We start from the raw sequence: 21,195 nt of genomic DNA, 5'->3' as shown, positions 1-21,195 counted from the left end.
TTTCATTCATGTCATTTCGTGCCAGGATGAAGGGAACAACTTTGTTTTACGGGGGGTTTTGCGGTGGCTTTGCGTCATTTCTTGCTAATTTTTTTGGTCGTGTCCATCTGGGCATTTAATAACATCGCGATAAAGTGGGGGCTGCTCGACCTGCCGCCTCTGCTGATGATAACCCTGCGCTTTGTGGTTGTGGCGCTTATTCTGGTGCCCTTTACTCGCGTCACCCGTCAGCAAATTCCTTATCTGGCCGCCCTGGGGTTCACCTTCGGCTTTTTGCATTTCGCCCTGCTGTTTGTCGGTCTGAACTATACCGATGCGGGAACGGCCGCCGTCATTGTTCAGCTGGGTACGCCCATCGCCATGCTGCTGGCAATGGTCGTACTTAAGGAAAAGCTGCGGCTGGTACAGCTGCTGGGCATTGCGATTTCACTCAGCGGCGTGGTGGTGCTGTCGGGCAGCCCAACCATCCCTGGCTGGGGAGTGTTACTGCTGCTGTTACTGAGCGCATGCGGATGGGCGGTCAGCAATTTGATTGTGAAAATATCACCGTCGGTGCCGCCGTTAACCCTGACCGCCTGGCTCTCGCTGTTTGCCATTCCGCTGGTGGGGTGCGCCTCATGGCTGAACGAATCGCATCAGCTTACGCTGCTGCTCAACGCCTCGTGGCGAGGCTGGTTTGCCATTCTGTTCAGCGCCATTGCCTCGTCTGTTGTCGCCTATTCCCTGTGGTACGGCCTGTTGAAACACTACAACGTGAATCTGATCATGCCCTATTCGCTGTTGACCCCGGTGCTGGCAGTGCTGATGGGGGTCATCGTGTTAGGTGACAGTATGAATCTTTTTAAGGTTATTGGTTCGCTGCTGGTGGTGGCCGGCACGGCGATGGCGGTGATTAATTTTCGTAGTCTGAAAATGCACGCGCGTCTGCGCCGCCGTTAAAACGATCGATGATGCTTAGTTATCTCCGGCATCATCGGCTTCGTCCGCCAGCTCGTCGCGCATCGCCTGAATCGCTTCACGGCTGATTGCCGCGAGTGTCCGATAGAAGGCGGTCGCGGCATGAGCTTCCACCTTGCCAAGAAACGCGCCCACCCACGGCAGAAGATAGCTGTCAAACAGCGCGATTTGCGCCTGATACTCGTCCGCTTCGGATTGATCCTCAAGCCATGAAGCGGCCAGCAGCAGCGCGCCGATGTGGTCGGTTGGTACATCGCTCAACGGCATTCCGCGCTGGCTAAGGAAAGCACGTACCTCGGCTTCCTGCGGCCCTTTTTCCCACTGGGAACCGTACGGCGTCACCTTGCACTCGCTGCCAACAAAGAGTGCTTGATAATCATCCGCCAACGACTGCGGCTCACAGTTTTGCTGTAGACGATTTAACAGCTCGTCCTGCTCCAGCGGCCAGTGCTGCTGGAGCTTGCCTTCGCGCAGTAGCGTAAACAGCGGAGCCAGCAGCGGGTCTTGTGGAGGGCGGTTGTATAGCGAGCCCAGTATGCGGCAGATAATGGAGAATTCATTCATGTCTTTCGGTTCCGTAGAAGAGTATTCATGACAACGTCACGTAAAGGGCAAAGGCGGCAGTGTATTTCAGGGAAAATCAGGTATTGGTGATGATGGCGTCAAGGGCCGAGATAACTTCATTTTTCGATAAAGCCAGGCTGCATACGAAATCTGATTTGTCGATTTTCTTTTTTTCCAGAAACGTGATTGCCGGGGTGAAGACATAATACGCTTCTCCATGAATGACAACCTGAGGAGTGATACGTTTCTGGTTGAGATTAATGTCGCGTTTCAATACCAGAGGAACAACAATCCTTGTGGTGAGATCGTCAAGATAATCATTCTGGATAATCAGATAAAGCGGCCAAAGCCTGTTCGTTTTGACCGATGGATTGCGATATACATCGAACTGCTGCGGCATTACAAACTCCCGAAAAACTCATCATCCGTAAGCGTTCCGGCTTCCGCCATCAATACATTCATCGCCTGCATATCTTCTTTTTCTTGCTCACTTTGATATTTTTTGGCTTCTATAGCCTGGGCCAAAAGATTATCCAGCGTTGCCGAGAGGTTCATATCCATACTGCGGGCTTTATCAACCAGCGAAGCCGTCAGATACACGTTAGTGCTTCTTTTAGTACTGTGACGGGGAGAGGTGACTGTACGCATGCTGCTGGCTCCTGTGCGCAGAGATATGCGCATAAGTATGAGGGCCGCTAAAAAAAGAATCAAGCCCCGCGAGGGGCATTGAAACAGCACAATGCGCATCCCCGTTTAAGCTCAATAGCCACGGCTGATATCAACACGACCCGACGGCATTTCGCCACTTTCACACTGCCGTATTGAGCGTGCAATAAAGTCCATCGCCTCATCGGGCAGCGTCACGGCCGCATTATGCGGGGTGATAGCAATATCCGCATGCGACCAGAAAGGATGATCGGCGGGCAGCGGTTCCTGATGAAAGACATCCAGTGCCGCAGCGCTGATTTCCCCGGCTTCCAGCGCCGCCAGCAGATCGGTCTCAACCAGATGGGCGCCACGCGCAAGGTTGATCAGAAAAGCGCCGGGTTTAAGCTGGCTCAGCAGGGCACGGTTGAGAATGCCGACGGTTTGCGGCGTATTGGGCAACAGATTGATGAGTACCCGGGTCGTGGCCAAAAACTCACCGAGCTGCTGCGGCCCATGATAGCAGGTCACGCCGTCAGTTTGCTTCGGCGTGCGGCTCCAGCTGCTTACCGGAAAGCCCCATGCCAGCAGGCTTTGCGCCACGTTGCTGCCCAGCACGCCCGCGCCGAGAAGACCAATGGAGAAATCGCTGCGGCCACGCCCCGGCAGATCGCGCCACAACGCGGCATTTTTCTGCTTTTGATATTCAGGAAAGCGGCGGAACCAGCCAAGCACGTGATACACCGCATACTCCTGCATCTGCCGGCCCATACCGGTGTCTTCCAGCCGGAACAGCGGGACGCCAGCCGCCAGCATATCCGGATGTTCACGCAGCTGGCCGAGAATATCGTCAACGCCCGCGCCCAAAGCAAAAACGCCCTTCAGCCGACGTCCTTTCAGCATCTCTACCGGCGGCTGGCGCACCAGCGCATAGTCTGCCGGGGCATCGTCACCGGGCTGCCACCGACGGATACGAGCCTCGGGTAAGCGCTGCTGTAATCCGTCGATCCAGGTTCCGGCGCTGAACGACGGATGATAGAAAATAATGTCCACGTTTTTCCTCCTGTTTTTTATTCAGGCTGCGCGAATATGCGCTAGCTGGCAAGCGAAATAGGGGCAGTATGCTGCCCCGGAGAGGTTTATCGCGGTTCACCCGGCTGTATCAATCTGCGCAGCAGCGGACTGAGGAAAACCAGGATCAGGCCAACCGCAACGCTGCCCCAGCCTAGCAGGCTAAAGATATGACCGTAGCCCGGATTGGTCAGCAGCGGCGTGCTGCCGCTGTTCTCCGGCATCAGTGCCGAAACATGCCCGGCCAGCACGGACGCTACGCCGGTGGTCATCATCCAGCAGCCCATCATCACGCCCTGATAGCGCACCGGTGCCAGCTTGCCAATCATCGCGTAACCAATGGGCGAGATCAGCAGTTCACCGATACTCTGCAACACATAGCTGGTGACAATCCATTTAAACGCCACCAGGCCATCGCCGCCCGCCAGCGCGATGCCAAGCGGCAGCACCAGCATGCCAAGCCCGATAAAGAACAGCGAGCAGGCGAACTGTAACGGGATGTCGATACGCCATCCGCGCTCGCGCAGACGCTGGAAAGAGAGCGCCAGCAGCGGGCCGCCAACGACGATCACCAGCGTGTTAGTGTTCTGCACCCACTGCGGGGCAACCTGAACGCCGTACACGTTAAGATTGATATTGTGTTCGGTGAACAGCATCAGGCCCATTGGTGCCAGCTGGTACAGCGTCCAGAACACCAGCGCGCCGAGCGAAAGCAATAAATAGGCGCTCATCCGGCGCTGCTCGTCACGCGGGCGATGGCGCAGCGTGGTCAGACACAGCATCAGGAAAATCGCCGCCCCCAGCACCAGAACAAAGCTGCCGGTGAATTCGGCATGATGCAGCATCAGGCGAATGGTTGGCACCAGCAGCAGCAAAATCCCCAGGCCACCAAGCAGACGCCAGCGAAACTGACGGCGGCTGGCCTGCAACAGCGGCGTGTTGATATCCGCAAGGATTTTCCAGCATAGCAACGAGATGATAATGGCGACCGTATTGCCCGTCGTGGCAAACAGGAAGAGCGCTTCGTAGTGTTCGCTGAGCTGAAAATACCCCGCGCCGGTGAAACCGAGAAAGAAACCGAGGTTCATCCCGGCGTAGTTCCACAAGAAAGCGCTCTCGCGGCGGTTATCCTGCGGAGAGAAGCGCTGGGTCAGCATCATATTAATACAGGTCACATTCAGGCCGCTGCCGGTCAGGAACATCGCCAGCCCCCAGTACAACCCTTCCGCGCTCTGCCCCGACAGCGTCCAGCAGCCGGCAATTTGTAAGGCCATGCCGAGTACAAACAGGTTCCGATTGCTAAGAAAGCGCCCGCCTAAATAACCGCCGAACAGGTGCAGCCCGTAGTTAAATGCGCCAAAAACCCCCATCATGGTATTGGCCTGCCCCTCACTGAAACCGAGCCGTTTGGTGGCATACAGTACCAGGCTGGAGTAGAGCACCGCAAAGCCCATGGTGGCAAAGGTTTGAATAAAGAACAGCGCGCCGGTTCCCGTGATTGCCCGTTTTTGGGATACCTGGTTGGTATGATCCACCGCTAACCTCGATTTTCCTGCCAGAATAAGCCGGTCATTATGCACCTTTCGCCCCAGTGGTGGAGACAGATTTGTGTTAACCCTCGGATAAACCTGCATTATTGATGTTTAAAGCAGCAGACTGCTGTAAAAATGGCTAAACGCACCTGATTTTCTGCAATGATGGTTGACCGCCGCGGGTGATTTCCTTACATTAGCGCCCGTCAGCAATCTGATTGCGGCAACAATATGGTGAGGTGTCCGAGTGGCTGAAGGAGCACGCCTGGAAAGTGTGTATACGGCAACGTATCGAGGGTTCGAACCCCTCTCTCACCACCATATTTAAAGAGAAAGCCCGAATTCACGTTCGGGCTTTTTTTTGTGCATATTCTCCTGGTGAGAGAGGGAGTGAAGAACCCTCGCCAGGGTTCGACAAAACGGCAGGACGGCCGTTTTGCACAGCCGCAGGCTGCCTGCCAGGGCGGGGCACAGGGACGTGCCCCGTGATCCCCCTCTCTCACCACCATATTCAAAGAGAAAGCCCGAATTCACGTTCGGGCTTTTTTTGTGCCTGTTCCCCGGATGAGAGAGGGTGTGAAGAACCCTCGCCAGGGTCGACAAAACGGCAGGACGGCCGTTTTGCACAGCCGCAGGCTGCCCGCCAGGGCGGGGCACAGGGACAAAAACGTCGGGAACGTTTTTGAACGACGCTTGCGTCGGCCCGAAGGGCGAGTCTCATGGATGAGACGAGTAGTCAGCGAGTGATCCCCCTCTCTCACCACCCTATTTAAAGAGAAAGCCCGAATTCACGTTCGGGCTTTTTTGTCTGTTCTGTGGCAGGAAATATCGGTTACTCGATCCCCAGCGCCGCTTTAATGGTATAGAACAGATCCGTCTGATCAGTCAGCCCCACGACATTCGCCGCGTGTGGGCCATAGGCAGCAATTCTTAGCTGCGTGCCGGTATGTCCCTGTGATTCTTCTTCCGAATTACCATAGCTGATGGTCATAGGGCTGCCATCTTTGGTGATCAGCGTTTGCGTCAGGCCAGGAGCCTTGCTGTCGTTAGAAATAATCTGGCTGGAGTGGGCATGGTCGGCGGTGACGATCACCAGGGTATTACCGTCCTTACGGGCAAACTCCAGCGCCTTCTGCACCGCCTCATCCAAATCGACCGTTTCGCCGATCTGCCCACACGGATTTGCCGCATGATCCTGCTTATCAATTGAGGCTCCCTCAACCTGCAGGAAGAAGCCCTGCGTATGGCTGCTCAATAGCGTAATGGCTTTATCGGTCATCTGTGCGAGAGTCGGCGTAGACGCCGGGCGTTCGGCGTTAACTTCACAGGTGACCGGCTTACCCTCGAGATTACCGTGATAACTGGCCTTCGGCCCTTTCCAACGCACCGGCATATTGCCGTCGGCAAACAGCCCAAGCACCGGCTTTTCATTATTGGCGTTAGTTAAAGAATTCATCCCGTCAAGGTCGCTGACCAGCTGATAGCCGCGCAGCTTCGCCTGTTCTTCCAGGGTCTTACCCTGCCATTCTCCGCCGCGCGCCGTCTCCGCGAAGGTTTTTCCACCGCCGCCAAAAGTAACGTCTGCCCGCGCATTCAACAGCTGCTCGGCTATCGAGCCCTTCCCGCCTTTCTCCAGCGCATTGCCTGGACACAACTCGCTGGTTTTCACCGGGCCATAGCATTTACGTGAGGTCACATGTGCAATCTGCGCCGCTGGCGTGGCGTCTTCCAGCTCGGCGGTAGACACATTGCCGGTTGCCCTGCCTGCTGCCTTCGCCAGCTCAAGCAGCGTTGGATGATCCTTGCCAGTGACATCGACCCCAATGGCCCCATTGTAGGATTTCACTCCGGTCGCCCAGGCGGTCGCCGATGCTGCGGAATCCGTCACGTACTCAGGTTTGTGGGTTTTCTTATCCAGCGCATAATGGGTGTACTGCCCCGTGAGCGGCAGCGCGTCGATACCTTTAAAGAAGCCGCCGGCCCCTTCAGCATAGTTACGCGCGGCGGTGATCTCCGAATCACCCATGCCATCACCAATCAACAAAATGACATTTTTTGCTCTGCTATTGCTCAGCGCGGCCTTAATCGCTGCGGTCTGATCGCTGTCAAGACGACGAGCGCCGCCCGGCTGGGTAATATCACCCTGTGCGGCGCGGTGCCAGGTGGCGATATCGGCCACGGCCGAAGAACAGATCAATGACGTCATTATTGAAAGAGCAAAGACTTTTTGTTTCATATCAGCGATCTCCGTGAATAAATTTTGCGAAATATTTCAGGGGGTCAGTCTGCGATACAACTGCTTCATTTACGTGTCAGACCAGTGACAAAAAAATGACAACGCGCCGCGCGCGCCGCCGGACTGACTGGTTGCTTAGGAGTTAGGCGAACGCCCGTCCGGGGGGAAAATACTGCTTGACCGGCTCGCCGCTACTGCCTATAGTAGCGCCCCGTCAGCCCCAGCGGTTGGCAGAAACAATATGGTGAGGTGTCCGAGTGGCTGAAGGAGCACGCCTGGAAAGTGTGTATACGGCAACGTATCGAGGGTTCGAACCCCTCTCTCACCACCATATTTAAAGAGAAAGCCCGAATTCACGTTCGGGCTTTTTTTGTGCCTGTTCCCCGGATGAGAGAGGGCGTGAAGAACCCTCGCAGGGTTCGACAAAACGGCAGGACGGCCGTTTTGCACAGCCGCAGGCTGCCCGCCAGGGCGGGGCACAGGGATGTGCCCCGTGATCCCCCTCTCTCACCACCCTATTTAAAGAGAAAGCCCGAATTCACGTTCGGGCTTTTTTGTGCCTGTTCCCCGGATGAGAGAGGGCGTGAAGAACCCTCGCCAGGGGTCGACAAAACGGCAGGACGGCCGTTTTACACAGCCGCAGGCTGCCCGCCAGGGCGGGGCACAGGGATGTGCCCCGTGATCCCCCTCTCTCACCACCCTATTTAAAGAGAAAGCCCGAATTCACGTTCGGGCTTTTTTTGTGCCTGTTCCCCGGATGAGAGAGGGCGTGAAGAACCCTCGCAGGGTTCGACAAAACGGCAGGACGGCCGTTTTGCACAGCCGCAGGCTGCCCGCCAGGGCGGGGCACAGGGACAAACACGTCGGGAACGTTTTTGAACGACGCTTGCGTCGGCCCGAAGGGCGAGTCTCATGGATGAGACGAGTAGTCAGCGAGTGATCCCCCCCTCTCACCCTATTAAAAAAAATGCCTGAGCGAAAGTTCGGGCATTTTTTTGCTCTTTTCCCGAGCGTGAGAATGACGCGTTTATTTCTTAACAGACAGCCAGAATGCCGCGCTCCAGTACCATTGGCTATTCACCCCACGTGATAATAAGACAACGGATAGATAATATTAACACGGGAAAAGTCCCAGTAAAAAATCAACAACAGCATAGCTAAAATCTCAATTTACCTGGGTTTTATTCAAATACGTTTTATTACCCTCTGCAATATGTATAATCATGAGAATATATTAGCAACCTGTTCATAATTGGAATTAAATCCACGCCAGCGGATGGCCTGCGATTTTTTTAATTTAAATTTTAATGAGGTAAATAATGAACCGACTGACGTGGGTCGATAACCTGCGTGGGATGAGTGTGCTTGCCGTTATTTTTTTACACAGCACTATTGCAGTTAATGGCAATGCAGGACATCTCACAGGCGTAACAGAAACCGTTAACCACCTGCTCAGTCCGGTCAGGCTGGGCTTGATGTTCTTTGTTTCAGGACTCTTCGTTGAGAGCGGCCTGAAAAAAGGCTTCAACCTGTTTGTTAAAAATAAAGTGAAAAGCATTCTCTACCCTTTTATTATTTGGGTGGCTATCTATGGCGGACTAAAACTATTATTTAGCTCTGTCTCAAATAACCCCCAGTCACCGACAAACATTATCCTTTCGCACTTGACCGGTGGTGGCGATATTACCTGGTTCCTGCATTCTCTTTTCATCTTTTTCCTGATTATCCCCTGGGTGCGTAAGGTCCCTTTCTATATCGTGATACCGGTTTCGCTGGCTTTCAGCTTTTTACTGCCTGCCATTCCTACAGGCAGCGTATTCTCCGGCTTTGATAACGACCATATTAACCGTTCATTCTACCTGTTCACCTTCTTCTACCTCGGGGATATGCTGGTAAAACATCAGGTCGATATTCCGGCGTTTATCGGGAAAAAATCGGTACTGCTCCCCTCTCTGGCATGCTTTATTGTCTTATCTTCGCTGAATTTGGTATTGAACAGAGATGTAGCCTGGCAGCTGCTGGCTCCATTGGCTCTGTGCTCAATCCCGCTGTTTATCTTTGTTGCGCTGTACGCCAATCTCAAGCTGGTGCACTTCGTGGGCATGAACTCGATTGTTTTCTATCTCTCGCACTACCTTGCGATCCAGGTCTTTGCGAAAGCCGTGAAATTTACCAGCAAAAATGTGTTCATTAACGACCTGAAATTTATTGCGGCTTTTGCCTGTGCACTGCTGTTGCCGCTGGCAATTTGCTGGTTGCGGCGACGAGGCATGCTGAATTTCCTTTTTACCCTGAAACCGGCTGCGCAAAGCGTTTACGCGCGCTGAATCTGGCGTCTACCCGTGCCTGTAGCAGCTCATGAAGATGCTGCTACAGGGACTGCATGAGCCCCCCCCCCCTCTTTTCTTCCCCTGATTAAGGAAATGCCTGAGCGAAAGGTCAGGCATTTTTGTTGATGGCTGAAAAAAGTGATGACGCGCACAAACAGACTAGCCTTTCTGGCAAATTTTTTACTATCTTATCCCTACAGCCCTACCCACCATCTCAATCCAGGTATCCCATGAATGAAATAACCCAATTACTAAAAAGCCATCGCAGCGACCGCAGCTATCTTGATAAACCTGTCCCTGAATCAGTGCTGGATGACATTATTGAAGCAGCCTGGCGCGCGCCGACATCGGTCAATTCACAACAGGTTTCACTGGTAGTGGTACGCGATGCGGTAACCCGCGCGCGCATTGCTGAGCTGGCGGGTGGCCAGGCGTGGATTGCACAAGCCCCGGTATTTATCACCGTGGTACTGGACATGTATAAAAGCCAGCAGGGCATTGCCGCTGAGGGTAAAAAACAGATTGCCCATGAAAGCATTGAAAGCCTGATCTCCGGCTCGACCGATGTGGGTATCGCACTGGGTGCGCTAATGACCGCCGCGCGTTCACACGGTCTTGGCATCGTGCCGATTGGCGGCATCCGCCGCGATCCTGAAGCGATGATTGAACTGCTGCAACTGCCCGAGCTTACCTTCCCGGTAGCAGGCGTGGTGCTTGGCTATGTCGACAGCCCCGCGGTGGAAAAGCCGCGCATGTCGCTGGCGGGCTTCCGCCATGATGAGCGCTATGATGCGAGCCAGCTGCCGGAGGTGATCAGGGCCTACAACCGCGTGCTCACGGGTCACTGGCAGCAAAACGGACGTGAAGATGGTGAAAACTGGGGCAACAATACGGCCAGCTATTATCAACATATCTACTTCCCGCTAGTACAGTCAGCGATCCTCAAACAGGGGTTTGGCGTTAACAAATAAAACAAAGAAGCCCGGCACTGCCGGGCTTTTAATGTCAGGGGAGCGATAGCTGTTCAGCTGCCCCGAAGCGGACAAGCAGGTTAATCGTAGGCAAGCAGCGCCCGCTGGCACAGTTCGGAACGCACGCAGTCCTGTTTATTAAAACGAACCACGCCCACCATGTCATCTTCGGTGAAGCGCGCCAGTGCATCATTAAGACCGGACTGGACGTGAGCAGGCAAATCACACTGGGTAATATCGCCGTTCACAATCACCGTCACGTTCTCCCCCAGCCTGGTCAAGAACATTTTCATTTGCGCAGCGGTCACGTTCTGCGCCTCATCAAGGATCACCACCGCGTTTTCGAAAGTGCGGCCGCGCATGTAGGCAAAGGGTGCAATTTCCACCTTACCGATTTCAGGACGCAGGCAGTACTGCATAAAGGAAGACCCCAGACGTTTGACCAGGACGTCATAGACGGGTCGGAAGTAAGGGGCAAATTTCTCGGAGATATCGCCCGGCAGGAATCCCAAATCCTCATCCGCCTGCAAGACCGGACGCGTGACGATGATCCTGTCAACGTCCTTATGTATCAGGGCCTCGGCGGCTTTTGCGGCGCTAATCCAGGTTTTACCACAGCCTGCTTCGCCGGTGGCGAAGATCAATTTCTTGCTTTCTATGGCGTTAAGATAGTGCGCCTGGGCGTCGTTTCTGGCTTCAATTGGCGAATGGTCACGACTGTCACGCGCCATACCGATTGAGTCTAACCCGCCCATCTGCACCAGCGAGGTGACCGATTCTTCTTCGCGCTGACGATGGCTGCGTGAATCGCTACGAAGGACACGTTTAGCTTCACGACGCGCTTTGATCACTGCTTTCTGTCTTCCCATAGTGGCACCTTACAGTTGGTTTCATTTCCCGCATCAATTGAATTGACGCGATTACGTGAACGCTTTAGAGGTTGTGGCTTCCTTTTAAGCCTTGTACGGCCGTTGATACAGATGCATGCCAAAGGAGCGTTGCAATGCACCGAAAAGGACTATAAGAACAGAATGGTGGTTGGATATTGAAAGAGGTGAAAATGAGGGAGGAGAGTGGTTCCCCACGGGCTATTGGGTTGAAACGCCATCTGACTCGTGGTCCGCAAAAGGACTTCTGCATCCGCTCTCTCCATAAATGAAATATCTTATGCGAATAACAACTGCAAATTCATATTCTGCATTATAGCGAAAAAATGCAACCGTTTTTTCATTACTGATATAACGAAAACAATAAAACCTTATAAATCAGTTTATTATAATTATTTTCAGACTGTACCCACCCACCGAATGGCGTTATTTTAACCAGTAATGGCGGGTAATTATAGAAGTATGAGTCGACGGTAGATGAGCGAATTACCCGTAATCCGCTCATTAATTCAGGATGAGAGCAGTCCCTGCGCCAGATAATGTTGGTCATCGGCCACTCCCGGCAGGGCAAAAAAATAGCCCCCGCCGACAGGCTTGATATACTCTTCCAGCGCTTCACCATTTAACCGTTTCTGCACCGCAATAAAGCCTTTTTCCAAATCATGCTGATAGCAGATAAACAGCAGCCCCATTTCCAGCTGGCCGGAATTCGACACGCCGAGCGAATAGCTGTATCCACGGCGCAGCAGCAGGCTGCTCTGGGTTTGTGCGGTACGCGGATTTGCGAGACGGATATGCGCATCCAGCGGAATGGTATCCCCTGCGGGATCGCTGGCATAGTCCGGCACGTCATGCTCCATCTGCATGCCTAACGGTGCCCCGCTGTGCTTCTCGCGACCAAAGATCGTCTGCTGTTCGCGCAGCGGGGTACGATCCCAGAACTCGACGCGGAACTGAATGATACGCGCGGCCTGATAGCTGCCGCCGACCGTCCACGCGGGCTCGCCCTGCTCTTTACTGACCCAAAGAATATCATCCATTAACCCGCCGTCGGCCGTGTCAGGATTGGCGGTGCCGTCCTTAAAGCCCAACAGATTAATCGGCGTTTCTTTGCCCCTACTGCGCGCCGCATGATTGGAAATGAATCCTTCACGTCGCCAGCGTACGCTAAGCAGATCCGGCGAATGCTTGATAATATCGCGCAGCGCATGGATTACCGTGTCGTTGGTGTTTGCGCAAATTTGCAGCAGCAGGTCGCCGTGACACAGGCTGGCATCCAGCGCATCGTTCGGGAAGCGCGTCATAGGCTGAAGCTTCAGCGGTTTCAACGCCTCCAAACCGAAACGTTCATCAAACAGCGAACTGCCGACAGAAACGGTCATGGTCAGGTTATCCGGCCAGATATCTTCGCCCAGAATGCCGGAATCCATCGGTGGAAGCTGCGGATTAGTGACCGGCGGCGCTTTCCCACCGGTGGTAAGAAAGTCAATTCGTGCGGTCAGCAGCCGGAATAAACGTTCAAGACCGGCCTTATCACTGGCCAATACATCAAACGCCACCAGCATCATCGCCGCCTGCTGCGGCGTGGTGATCCCGGCCTGATGCGCGCCATAAAACGGCTGGCGCTCCTCACGGGCGCCGGGTGACTGCGTTCCCGGTGAGGCGCTTTTGTCGTCACGACCGGACGTTGCAGCATGTGCAGGGCAGCCGCCGGCTACCGCCAGGGCACCGCTAAGAATGCCCACTCCCTTGAGTAAACGGCGGCGTGAAGCTGACGCCACCTCGTCAGTTTTTTTTGCCATTTCCGATCAATCCAAGCCCAGGGTGCCGCGCAGCAGAGAAAGGTCTTCGGCCAGTGCCGTGACAGGGCCTTTCAGCGCCTTGCGATCGGCATCGGTTAACTTTTCGTAAGATTCAAAACCGTCTTTAGTGCGGTACTTGGCCAGGATCGAATCGACCTTGTTGAAGTTGCCGTCCACTTTTGCCAGCAGCTGCGGGTCAGCCTTCTCCACCAGCGGACGCAGCAGGTTGACGATCTTCTGCGCACCGTCTACGTTGGCCTGGAAATCCCACAGGTCGGTGCGACTATAGCGGTCTTCTTCACCCGAAATTTTGCTGGCGGCAATTTCCTCGACCAGTGCGGCTGCACCCCCTACCACTTTGCCCGGCGGGAAAGCCAGCTCGCTGATGCGCGTCTGTAGATCCAGCACATTTTTGTAAAGCTGATCGGCGAATTTATCCATCCCTTTGGTGCTATTGTCGCCAAACAATGCTTTTTCCAGGCGATGGAAACCGGTAAAGGCCGGATCTTCTGCTTTCTTCTCGAAGTCGTCCTCGCGCGCGTCAATCGCACTGTCCAGATCGGAAAACAGTTCGGCGATCGGTTCAATACGCTCATAATGCTGACGAGTCGACGCGTAGAGCGCTTTTGCTTTGGTCAAATCATCCGCTTTCACCGCATCGGTGAAGGCTTTCGTTCCTGCCACCAGCTGCTCAACCTCATGGGTCACATACAGCTTGTAGTTGGCGATCGGCCCAACCAGCTGCATGATATCCGGCTTGCCGTCGTTGCGCTGGCTGCCGCTGTCTTTAACAATCAGCTTGCCTTTCGGATTGCTCAACAGACCGCAGGTCATATCATATTCCCCGGGTTCCAGATTGGCGGTCATCTTCTGCGTGAAGCCTGGCGCGATATTTTCGCGCTCTTCGACCACCATCACCCCTTTAAGGATCTCCCACTCAAGCCCCTTCTGGCTGTTATTCTGGATAAAAAACTGCGTTTTTCCAGCGGTCACCGTCAGCGTCATCGGCTCACACTGCCGATCGGTTACGCTGACTTTAACCTGTGGGATATCCGCTGCCATGGCAGCGCTGGAGGAGGTTAACGCTGCCAGCAGGGCGATGTTCAGCGCCTGACGGCGAAAATGTGTGGTCATAAAATCATTCCTGTCAGAGAGTGTAAACGGGCAGGTCGGTGACCTGCCCGGTAAAATCAGCGTACAGCGGGGGCCGCAGAAGATGACGTCCGCCCAGGCATGAAAAACAGCAGCAGCGCAGGCACAAGGTAAATAAACCACATCGCCACTTCACTGACGCTTGGTGCTTCCTGATAACCCAGCAGACCTTCCAGCAAAGTGCCAAATACGCTATGGGTGGAGAGGATTTGACTGAAGTCAAAGGCCACGTCCTGGAAATGGTTCCACAGCCCCGCTTCGTGGAAAGCGCGCACGGCACCGGCTGCCAGCCCTGCGGCAACAAAAATAATAAACAGGCTGGTCCATTTAAAGAAGCTGGCCAGGTTCAGGCGCACACCGCCCCAGTAGATCAGCATCCCCAGCACGATGGCCGTTCCCAGACCCAGCATCGCCCCAAGCGGGGGCGCATAGCCCAAATCCTGCTGAAAGGCCGCCAACAGAAAGAACACCGATTCAAGGCCCTCACGCGCGACGGCGAGGAACACCATCAGGATCAGCGCCCAGCCGCTGCCGCTGCCCTTTTGTAACGCGTTATCCACCGCATCTTCCAGCTGTGCTTTGACATTACGTGATACTTTGCGCATCCAGAACACCATCCAGGTGAGGATCACCACGGCAATCACCGCGACCAAGCCTTCGAACAGCTCCTGCTGTTTTTGTGGAAATTCACCGGTCGTCTCATTGATAAACCAGCCGAGGCCAAGGCACATGGCGGCGGCAACAAACACACCGGTCCACATAGCCACAAACCACTGGCCACGTCCGGTACGTTTCAGATAGCTGGCGATCAGGCTGACAATCAGCGCGGCCTCCAGACCTTCGCGTAACATAATAAGAAACGGGACAAACATGCCTTACACCTCAATAGTGTGGGATTCCGTCAAAACGGGTAAAGAAAAGTAAAATGCGAACGATATGGATTATCATTATCGGGAAGGGAAATACAAGTCAGAAGCCGATTTTTTCGTGCTGTTCATCGCGCAAATGCTGTCACAGACCGGACGGGAAGAGGTGAGGTGAGATAATTAATGCGCTGATGCCGGGCGGCATCAGCGCAAAAAGGCCGGTTAGTCGGCCTGATATTCGGCTTCAGCGGCAGCAAAACGCTGCTGGGCAGCAGCCGATGGCGCTTTGTCAACCAGGCTGAACAGCACAATGCCGATGCTGGCGAACAGGAAACCTGGGATAATCTCGTAGAGATCCAGCCAGCCGTACTGCTTCCAGATCAGCACGGTCGCAGCACCGATAATCATTCCTGCCAGCGCACCGTTGCGCGTCATACGCTGCCAAATCAGCGAGAGCAGTACCACCGGTCCAAAGGCAGCCCCGAACCCGGCCCAGGCGTAGCTCACCAGACCCAGCACGCGGTTTTCCGGGTTAGCCGCCAGCAAGATGGCAATCGCGGCCACCAGCAACACCATAAAACGACCCACCCAGACCAGCTCACGCTGACTGGCGCCTTTACGCAGGAAGTTCTTGTACAGGTCTTCAGTCAGTGCGCTGGAGCACACCAAAAGCTGACAGCTCAGCGTGGACATCACCGCGGCCAGGATGGCCGACAGCAGGATCCCGGCAATCCACGGATTGAACAGAATACGCGTCAGTTCGATAAAGATACGTTCACCGTTTTTCGACACTTCCCCTGCATGTTCAGGGTGGTTCTCAAAATAAGCGATGCCAAAGAAGCCAACCGCTACCGCGCCCATCAGGCACAGGATCATCCATATCATACCGATACGGCGCGCGGTACGAATTGAACGGTGTGAGTCTGCCGCCATAAAACGCGCCAGAATATGTGGCTGGCCAAAGTAGCCAAGACCCCAACCCAGCAGCGACACGATCGCCACAAAGTTAAGATTCTTCAGCATATCCATATTTTGCGTGCTTTTGACGGCAATCACCTGCATCGCATCGCCCAGACCGCCCACGGCAACGATCACCATGACCGGCGTTAGGATCAGCGCAAAAATCATCAGCCCGGCCTGCACGGTATCCGTCCAGCTCACCGCGAGGAACCCCCCGACGAAGGTATAAATAATCGTCGCGGCGGCACCGGCCCACAGGGCGGTTTCGTAGCTCATGCCGAAGGTGCTTTCAAACAGACGCGCACCGGCTACCACGCCGGACGCACAGTAGATGGTAAAGAAGACCAGGATAACCAGCGCCGAAATCACCCGTAGCATTTTGCTGCTGTCCTCAAAGCGGCTGGAGAAGAAATCCGGCAGCGTCAGGGCATTATCGTGATGTTCGGTCTGCACGCGCAAACGTCCGGCGACAATTTTCCAGTTAAGGTAAGCCCCCAGCGTCAGGCCGATGGCAATCCAGCTTTCAGAGATCCCCGACAGGAAGATCGCTCCCGGCAGGCCCATCAGCAGCCACCCGCTCATATCGGATGCTCCGGCAGAGAGTGCGGTGACCACACTACCCAAACTGCGACCACCCAGAATGTAGTCGTCAAAGTTTTTCGTTGAGCGGTAGGCAATAAACCCGATCAACACCATGCCGAGAATGTAAATACAAAACGTCACCATCATTGGTGTACTTAGAGTCATTCAGCTTCTCCATTTATTATCAGTATCCTCTGACCATAAGCATTTTCGTCAATTGCCGGAACGAGGCAACGGACGACAGACTCAAGTCGGGGGCGGTATCCTGCCGTAGTCGGCAACAACGCACAAACGATTTAACACAGCATGCACATTCTTTTCACCTGGAAGTTACTTATAAATGCTCACAGGTTGCACTGTGTCACAGTTAGCCCGGTTGCACCTCTTAGCCAGCCCGCTGAAAGCAGGTTGAGCCAGGCCTCACAAGCTGGCAGGGATTTTGCAGCAATTTTCATGCCGCTTTTCGTTGGTCATCGCCATATCGGATATCAGGAATGCGGCAGAGGTCACATTTAACAAGGTTGCACAAAGTTGCAACATCAGTGATATTGCAGTCTATATCGTTTGTCATCTACTGATTCAGGAGCTGTAGGCATGGGCACAACCACGATGGGTGTGAAACTGGACGACGCCACGCGCGATCGGATTAAACAGGCGGCTGCGCAGATCGACCGCACGCCGCACTGGCTAATCAAGCAGGCTATTTTCAATTATCTGCAACAGATTGAACACGGCAGCGTACTGCCAGAACTGCCGGTTAACGGGACGCTGGCCGAAAGTGAGGAGCGCCCGCCGGAAGAGGTTCACCAGCCGTTCCTGGATTTTGCCGAGCAGATCCTGCCGCAGTCGGTAGCCCGCGCCGCCATTACCTCCGCATGGCGACGCCCGGAAACGGAAGCGGTGCCCATGATGCTGGAACAGGCACGTTTACCGGCCAACAAGGCACAGGCTACGCATCGTCTTGCCTGGCAGCTTGCCGACAAGCTGAGGCACCAGAAAGGTGCAGGCGGGCGCGCCGGGATGGTGCAAAACCTGCTACAGGAGTTTTCACTCTCCTCTCAGGAAGGCGTTGCCTTGATGTGCCTGGCGGAAGCGCTGCTGCGCATTCCCGATAAGCCAACGCGCGATGCGCTGATACGCGATAAAATTAGCAGCGGCAACTGGCACTCCCACCTCGGACGCAGCCCGTCGCTGTTTGTCAATGCCGCCACCTGGGGCCTGCTGTTTACCGGGCGCCTGGTTTCCACCCATAACGAAGCCAATCTGTCACGCTCGCTCAATCGTATTATCGGTAAGAGCGGCGAGCCGTTGATCCGTAAAGGGGTCGACATGGCGATGCGCCTGATGGGTGAGCAGTTCGTGACTGGTGAAACCATCGCCGAGGCGCTGGCGAATGCGCGTAAGCTGGAGGATAAAGGCTTCCGCTACTCCTACGATATGCTGGGCGAGGCCGCGCTGACCGCGCAGGATGCCAAAGCTTATCTGCTCTCCTATCAGCAGGCGATCCACGCCATTGGTAAAGCCTCCAACGGACGAGGAATTTATGAAGGGCCGGGCATCTCAATCAAGCTTTCGGCCCTGCATCCGCGCTATAGCCGCGCCCAGCATGAACGGGTGATGGAAGAGCTGTACCCGCTGCTCAAATCTCTGACGATGCTGGCCCGCTCTTACGATATCGGTATTAATATCGATGCCGAAGAGGCCGACCGCCTTGAGCTGTCGCTCGACCTGTTGGAAAAACTGTGCTTCGAACCCGAACTGGAAGGCTGGAACGGCATTGGCTTCGTGATCCAGGCCTATCAGAAACGCTGTCCGATGCTGATCGATTTTCTCACCGACCTGGCGCAGCGCAGCAGCCGCCGCCTGATGATCCGTCTGGTCAAAGGCGCGTACTGGGATAGCGAAATCAAGCGCGCCCAGATGGACGGACTGGAAGGCTATCCGGTATATACGCGCAAGGTGTACACCGATATCTCCTACATCGCCTGCGCCCGCAAATTGCTGGCTGCGCCAAACCTTGTCTACCCACAGTTCGCCACCCATAACGCCCATACGCTGGCGGCCATTTACCAGCTGGCCGGCAATAACTATTATCCGGGCCAGTACGAATTTCAGTGCCTGCACGGCATGGGCGAACCGCTGTATGAACAGGTGGTGGGCAAAGTTGCCGACGGTAAACTCAATCGTCCCTGCCGCATCTATGCGCCGGTGGGGACACATGAAACGCTGCTGGCATACCTGGTGCGTCGTCTGCTGGAAAATGGTGCCAATACCTCTTTTGTTAACCGCATAGCCGATGCCACCTTGCCGCTTGACGAGCTGGTTGCGGATCCGGTTGCGGCGGTGGAAAAGCTGGCGCAGGGCGAAGGCGCGGTTGGCCTGCCGCATCCGAAAATCCCGCTGCCACGCGATCTGTACGGAGAACACCGTCAGAACTCCGCTGGGCTGGATCTGGCAAACGAACATCGTCTGGCTTCACTGTCCAGCGCCCTGTTAAGCTGCGCCAGCCAGGATTGGCAGGCGCAGCCGCTGATTGATGGCCCGCTGGAAGCGGGAGAACGGCTGCCGGTGATCAACCCGGCTGAGCCGATGGATGTGGTCGGCCACGTTCGTCACGCCACGCCAGCAGAAGTTTCTGCGGCGCTGGAAGCCGCCGTCAGCGAAGGTGCCATCTGGTTTGCGACTCCACCACAGGAGCGCGCCGCCATTCTGGAGCGCGCAGCCATATTGATGGAAGGCCAGATGCAGCATCTGATCGGCATTCTGGTACGCGAAGCGGGTAAAACCTTCAGCAACGCCATTGCAGAAGTGCGTGAGGCGGTGGACTTCCTGCACTATTACGCCGGTCAGGTACGCGACGACTTTGATAATGAAACCCACCGTCCGCTGGGCCCGGTGGTGTGCATCAGCCCGTGGAACTTCCCGCTGGCGATCTTCAGCGGGCAGATTGCCGCCGCGCTGGCGGCGGGCAACAGCGTGCTGGCCAAACCGGCAGAACAGACGCCGCTGATTGCCGCCCGGGCGGTTGCCATACTGCATGAGGCCGGCGTACCAACAGGTGCATTGCAGCTGTTGCCCGGTAGCGGCGAAACCGTGGGCGCACAGCTGGTACAGGACGATCGCGTACGTGGAGTGATGTTTACCGGCTCCACCGCCGTTGCCACCCTGCTACAGCGTAACCTGGCCGGACGCCTTGATCCGCAGGGCCGCCCAACGCCGCTGGTGGCTGAAACCGGCGGGATGAATGCCATGATCGTTGACTCGTCAGCCCTGACCGAGCAGGTGGTTACCGATATCGTCGCCTCCGCTTTCGACAGTGCCGGTCAGCGCTGTTCCGCTCTGCGTCTGCTGTGCATCCAGGAAGACGTTGCGGAACATACTTTACAGATGCTGCGGGGTGCGATGGCCGAATGCCGTATGGGCAACCCGGAACGTTTCTCCACCGACATTGGCCCGGTGATTGATGCGGAGGCCAAAGCCGGTATCGAACAGCACATTCAGACGATGCAAAGCAAAGGTTTCAGCGTATTCCAGGCGGCCCTTCAACAACCGCAGGACCGCCATGAATGGCAGAGCGGCACCTTCGTGCTGCCAACCCTGATTGAGCTGAACAACGTCGCCGACCTGACCAAAGAGGTTTTTGGCCCGGTACTGCACGTGGTGCGCTTCGCGCGTAAAGACCTGCCGATGCTGGTGGAACAGATAAACGCATCCGGCTATGGGCTAACCCTGGGCGTGCATACGCGTATTGATGAAACTATCGCCCAGGTGACGCAGAAGGCACACGTTGGCAATCTGTACGTTAACCGTAATATCGTGGGTGCGGTGGTGGGCGTGCAGCCGTTCGGCGGTGAAGGGTTGTCCGGCACCGGGCCAAAAGCCGGCGGACCGCTGTACCTGTACCGTCTGCTATCGCACCGCCCGGACAACGCGCTGCGCGTGACGCTGGATCGCCAGGATAAAGAGCGTCCGGTGGATGCGCTACTGCGCCCGGCACTGCTTCTGCCGCATCAGGCACTGAGCGAATGGGCAGCAGACCGCCCTGAACTGGCCGCCTACTGCGCGCGCTACGCGGAACTGGGCCAGGGAGGCACCGTGCGCCTGCTGCCGGGGCCGACCGGGGAACGCAATACTTTCGCCCTGCTGCCTCGCGAACAGGTGCTGTGCCTGGCGGACAACGAACAGGATGCGCTGATCCAGCTGGCGGCCGTTACCGCCGTTGGCAGCCGGGCGCTATGGACCGAAGATGAGCTGCATCGCAACCTGTGGCGGCAGTTGCCTGAGCGGGTACACCAGCGCATCGACTTTGCTGCCAAGCCACTGGAACAGGGCGAATTTGATGCGGTGATTTATCACGGTGATGCCGACCAGCTACGGATCCTGTGTGAGGCCGTAGCAGGACGTGCTGGCGCGATTGTGTCGGTACAGGGATATGCGCGCGGTGAAACTAATCTGTTGCTGGAACGTCTGCTGCTGGAACGTTCACTCAGTGTCAATACCGCCGCAGCGGGCGGCAACGCCAGCCTGATGAGCATCAGCTGATTATCCGCCTGGCGGGTGACCGAAAGAGGTCCCCCGCCAGGCGGTGAATGCACGGCGTACTTCTGCGGATAATTTATGGATACAGAGTTTTCATCAAT

The 21,195-nt window shown here is 55.5% G+C and carries 15 protein-coding genes and 2 tRNA genes; 6 read left to right on the top strand and 11 right to left on the bottom strand.

From position 1 onward, the window contains the following. Positions 1-63 precede the first annotated feature (63 nt). Positions 64-939, top strand: a complete 876-nt coding sequence (locus ETA_RS08350) for a DMT family transporter (protein ID WP_012441184.1) — start codon at positions 64-66, stop codon at positions 937-939. Positions 940-954: 15 nt separating this feature from the next. Here ETA_RS08350 and ETA_RS08345 read toward each other — a convergent pair whose 3' ends face one another. The 5 genes from ETA_RS08345 to ETA_RS08325 form a co-directional block, all read right to left on the bottom strand. After that, a complete protein-coding gene (locus tag ETA_RS08345) occupies positions 955-1,521 on the bottom strand; it encodes a TorD/DmsD family molecular chaperone (RefSeq protein WP_012441183.1) in 567 nt (188 codons plus the stop codon). Positions 1,522-1,597: 76 nt separating this feature from the next. Beyond that, positions 1,598-1,921 carry a CcdB family protein gene (locus ETA_RS08340; RefSeq protein ID WP_012441182.1) on the bottom strand — a complete coding sequence of 108 codons (324 nt, stop codon included), beginning with the start codon at positions 1,919-1,921 and terminating at the stop codon, positions 1,598-1,600. Beyond that, positions 1,921-2,169, bottom strand: a complete 249-nt coding sequence (locus ETA_RS08335; RefSeq protein WP_012441181.1) for a type II toxin-antitoxin system CcdA family antitoxin — start codon at positions 2,167-2,169, stop codon at positions 1,921-1,923. Before ETA_RS08335 ends, ETA_RS08340 begins: the two co-directional genes overlap by 1 nt. Positions 2,170-2,280: 111 nt before the next feature. After that, on the bottom strand, positions 2,281-3,219 hold the full coding sequence (gene ghrA, locus ETA_RS08330; RefSeq protein WP_012441180.1) for a glyoxylate/hydroxypyruvate reductase GhrA: 939 nt from the start codon (positions 3,217-3,219) through the stop codon (positions 2,281-2,283). Between the two features lie 86 nt (positions 3,220-3,305). Beyond that, positions 3,306-4,871, bottom strand: coding sequence for a peptide MFS transporter (locus tag ETA_RS08325; protein ID WP_012441179.1), 1,566 nt, complete (start codon positions 4,869-4,871; stop codon positions 3,306-3,308). Positions 4,872-5,002: 131 nt separating this feature from the next. Between ETA_RS08325 and ETA_RS08320 the strand changes: the two genes are divergently transcribed. Further along, positions 5,003-5,090, top strand: a tRNA-Ser gene (locus tag ETA_RS08320). Between the two features lie 511 nt (positions 5,091-5,601). On the opposite strand, the gene phoA is transcribed toward ETA_RS08320, so the two are convergent. Continuing rightward, entirely contained in the window at positions 5,602-7,005 is a 1,404-nt protein-coding gene (gene phoA, locus ETA_RS08315; protein ID WP_012441178.1) for an alkaline phosphatase, read from the bottom strand. Between the two features lie 243 nt (positions 7,006-7,248). Between phoA and ETA_RS08310 the strand changes: the two genes are divergently transcribed. From ETA_RS08310 to ETA_RS08300, 3 genes are all read left to right on the top strand, one after another. After that, positions 7,249-7,336: transfer RNA gene (locus tag ETA_RS08310), tRNA-Ser, on the top strand. A gap of 988 nt (positions 7,337-8,324) precedes the next feature. Then, positions 8,325-9,332, top strand: a complete 1,008-nt coding sequence (locus tag ETA_RS08305) for an acyltransferase family protein (protein WP_012441177.1) — start codon at positions 8,325-8,327, stop codon at positions 9,330-9,332. A 233-nt stretch (positions 9,333-9,565) separates the two neighbouring features. After that, positions 9,566-10,306, top strand: a complete 741-nt coding sequence (locus ETA_RS08300) for an NADPH-dependent oxidoreductase (RefSeq protein ID WP_012441176.1) — start codon at positions 9,566-9,568, stop codon at positions 10,304-10,306. Between the two features lie 80 nt (positions 10,307-10,386). Here the strand turns inward: ETA_RS08300 and phoH are convergent, their stop codons facing one another. From phoH to putP, 5 genes are all read right to left on the bottom strand, one after another. Then, positions 10,387-11,175 (bottom strand): phosphate starvation-inducible protein PhoH, encoded by a 789-nt coding sequence (phoH, locus tag ETA_RS08295; protein WP_012441175.1) that lies wholly within the window; start codon positions 11,173-11,175, stop codon positions 10,387-10,389. 527 nt (positions 11,176-11,702) lie between these two features. Further along, positions 11,703-12,995 (bottom strand): iron uptake transporter deferrochelatase/peroxidase subunit, encoded by a 1,293-nt coding sequence (efeB, locus tag ETA_RS08290; protein WP_012441174.1) that lies wholly within the window; start codon positions 12,993-12,995, stop codon positions 11,703-11,705. A 6-nt stretch (positions 12,996-13,001) separates the two neighbouring features. Continuing rightward, positions 13,002-14,129 (bottom strand): iron uptake system protein EfeO, encoded by a 1,128-nt coding sequence (gene efeO, locus ETA_RS08285; protein WP_012441173.1) that lies wholly within the window; start codon positions 14,127-14,129, stop codon positions 13,002-13,004. A gap of 56 nt (positions 14,130-14,185) precedes the next feature. Beyond that, positions 14,186-15,019 (bottom strand): iron uptake transporter permease EfeU, encoded by an 834-nt coding sequence (gene efeU, locus ETA_RS08280; RefSeq protein ID WP_012441172.1) that lies wholly within the window; start codon positions 15,017-15,019, stop codon positions 14,186-14,188. A 216-nt stretch (positions 15,020-15,235) separates the two neighbouring features. Then, on the bottom strand, positions 15,236-16,720 hold the full coding sequence (gene putP / locus ETA_RS08275; protein ID WP_012441171.1) for a sodium/proline symporter PutP: 1,485 nt from the start codon (positions 16,718-16,720) through the stop codon (positions 15,236-15,238). 429 nt (positions 16,721-17,149) lie between these two features. Here putP and putA point away from each other — a divergent pair, with 429 nt between their 5' ends. Continuing rightward, positions 17,150-21,097, top strand: a complete 3,948-nt coding sequence (gene putA, locus ETA_RS08270; RefSeq protein WP_012441170.1) for a trifunctional transcriptional regulator/proline dehydrogenase/L-glutamate gamma-semialdehyde dehydrogenase — start codon at positions 17,150-17,152, stop codon at positions 21,095-21,097. Positions 21,098-21,195: the final 98 nt, after the last annotated feature.

The sequence above is a fragment of the Erwinia tasmaniensis Et1/99 genome (assembly GCF_000026185.1).
In the GTDB taxonomy this organism is placed as follows: Bacteria; Pseudomonadota; Gammaproteobacteria; order Enterobacterales; family Enterobacteriaceae; genus Erwinia; species Erwinia tasmaniensis.
The sequence above is the reverse complement of the archived record's forward strand: the minus strand, read 5'-3'. Positions and strand labels throughout refer to the sequence as shown.

What these genes read in the sequence shown, in the direction of transcription:
- ETA_RS08345 (WP_012441183.1), bottom strand. Translation starts at nt 1,521, where the DNA reads ATGAATGAATTCTCCATTATCTGCCGCATACTGGGCTCGCTATACAAC.
- ETA_RS08335 (WP_012441181.1), bottom strand. Translation starts at nt 2,169, where the DNA reads ATGCGTACAGTCACCTCTCCCCGTCACAGTACTAAAAGAAGCACTAAC.
- efeO (WP_012441173.1), bottom strand. Translation starts at nt 14,129, where the DNA reads ATGACCACACATTTTCGCCGTCAGGCGCTGAACATCGCCCTGCTGGCA.
- efeB (WP_012441174.1), bottom strand. Translation starts at nt 12,995, where the DNA reads ATGGCAAAAAAAACTGACGAGGTGGCGTCAGCTTCACGCCGCCGTTTA.
- ETA_RS08305 (WP_012441177.1), top strand. Translation starts at nt 8,325, where the DNA reads ATGAACCGACTGACGTGGGTCGATAACCTGCGTGGGATGAGTGTGCTT.
- ETA_RS08340 (WP_012441182.1), bottom strand. Translation starts at nt 1,921, where the DNA reads ATGCCGCAGCAGTTCGATGTATATCGCAATCCATCGGTCAAAACGAAC.
- efeU (WP_012441172.1), bottom strand. Translation starts at nt 15,019, where the DNA reads ATGTTTGTCCCGTTTCTTATTATGTTACGCGAAGGTCTGGAGGCCGCG.
- putP (WP_012441171.1), bottom strand. Translation starts at nt 16,720, where the DNA reads ATGACTCTAAGTACACCAATGATGGTGACGTTTTGTATTTACATTCTC.
- ETA_RS08300 (WP_012441176.1), top strand. Translation starts at nt 9,566, where the DNA reads ATGAATGAAATAACCCAATTACTAAAAAGCCATCGCAGCGACCGCAGC.
- putA (WP_012441170.1), top strand. Translation starts at nt 17,150, where the DNA reads ATGGGCACAACCACGATGGGTGTGAAACTGGACGACGCCACGCGCGAT.
- phoH (WP_012441175.1), bottom strand. Translation starts at nt 11,175, where the DNA reads ATGGGAAGACAGAAAGCAGTGATCAAAGCGCGTCGTGAAGCTAAACGT.
- phoA (WP_012441178.1), bottom strand. Translation starts at nt 7,005, where the DNA reads ATGAAACAAAAAGTCTTTGCTCTTTCAATAATGACGTCATTGATCTGT.
- ETA_RS08325 (WP_012441179.1), bottom strand. Translation starts at nt 4,871, where the DNA reads ATGCAGGTTTATCCGAGGGTTAACACAAATCTGTCTCCACCACTGGGG.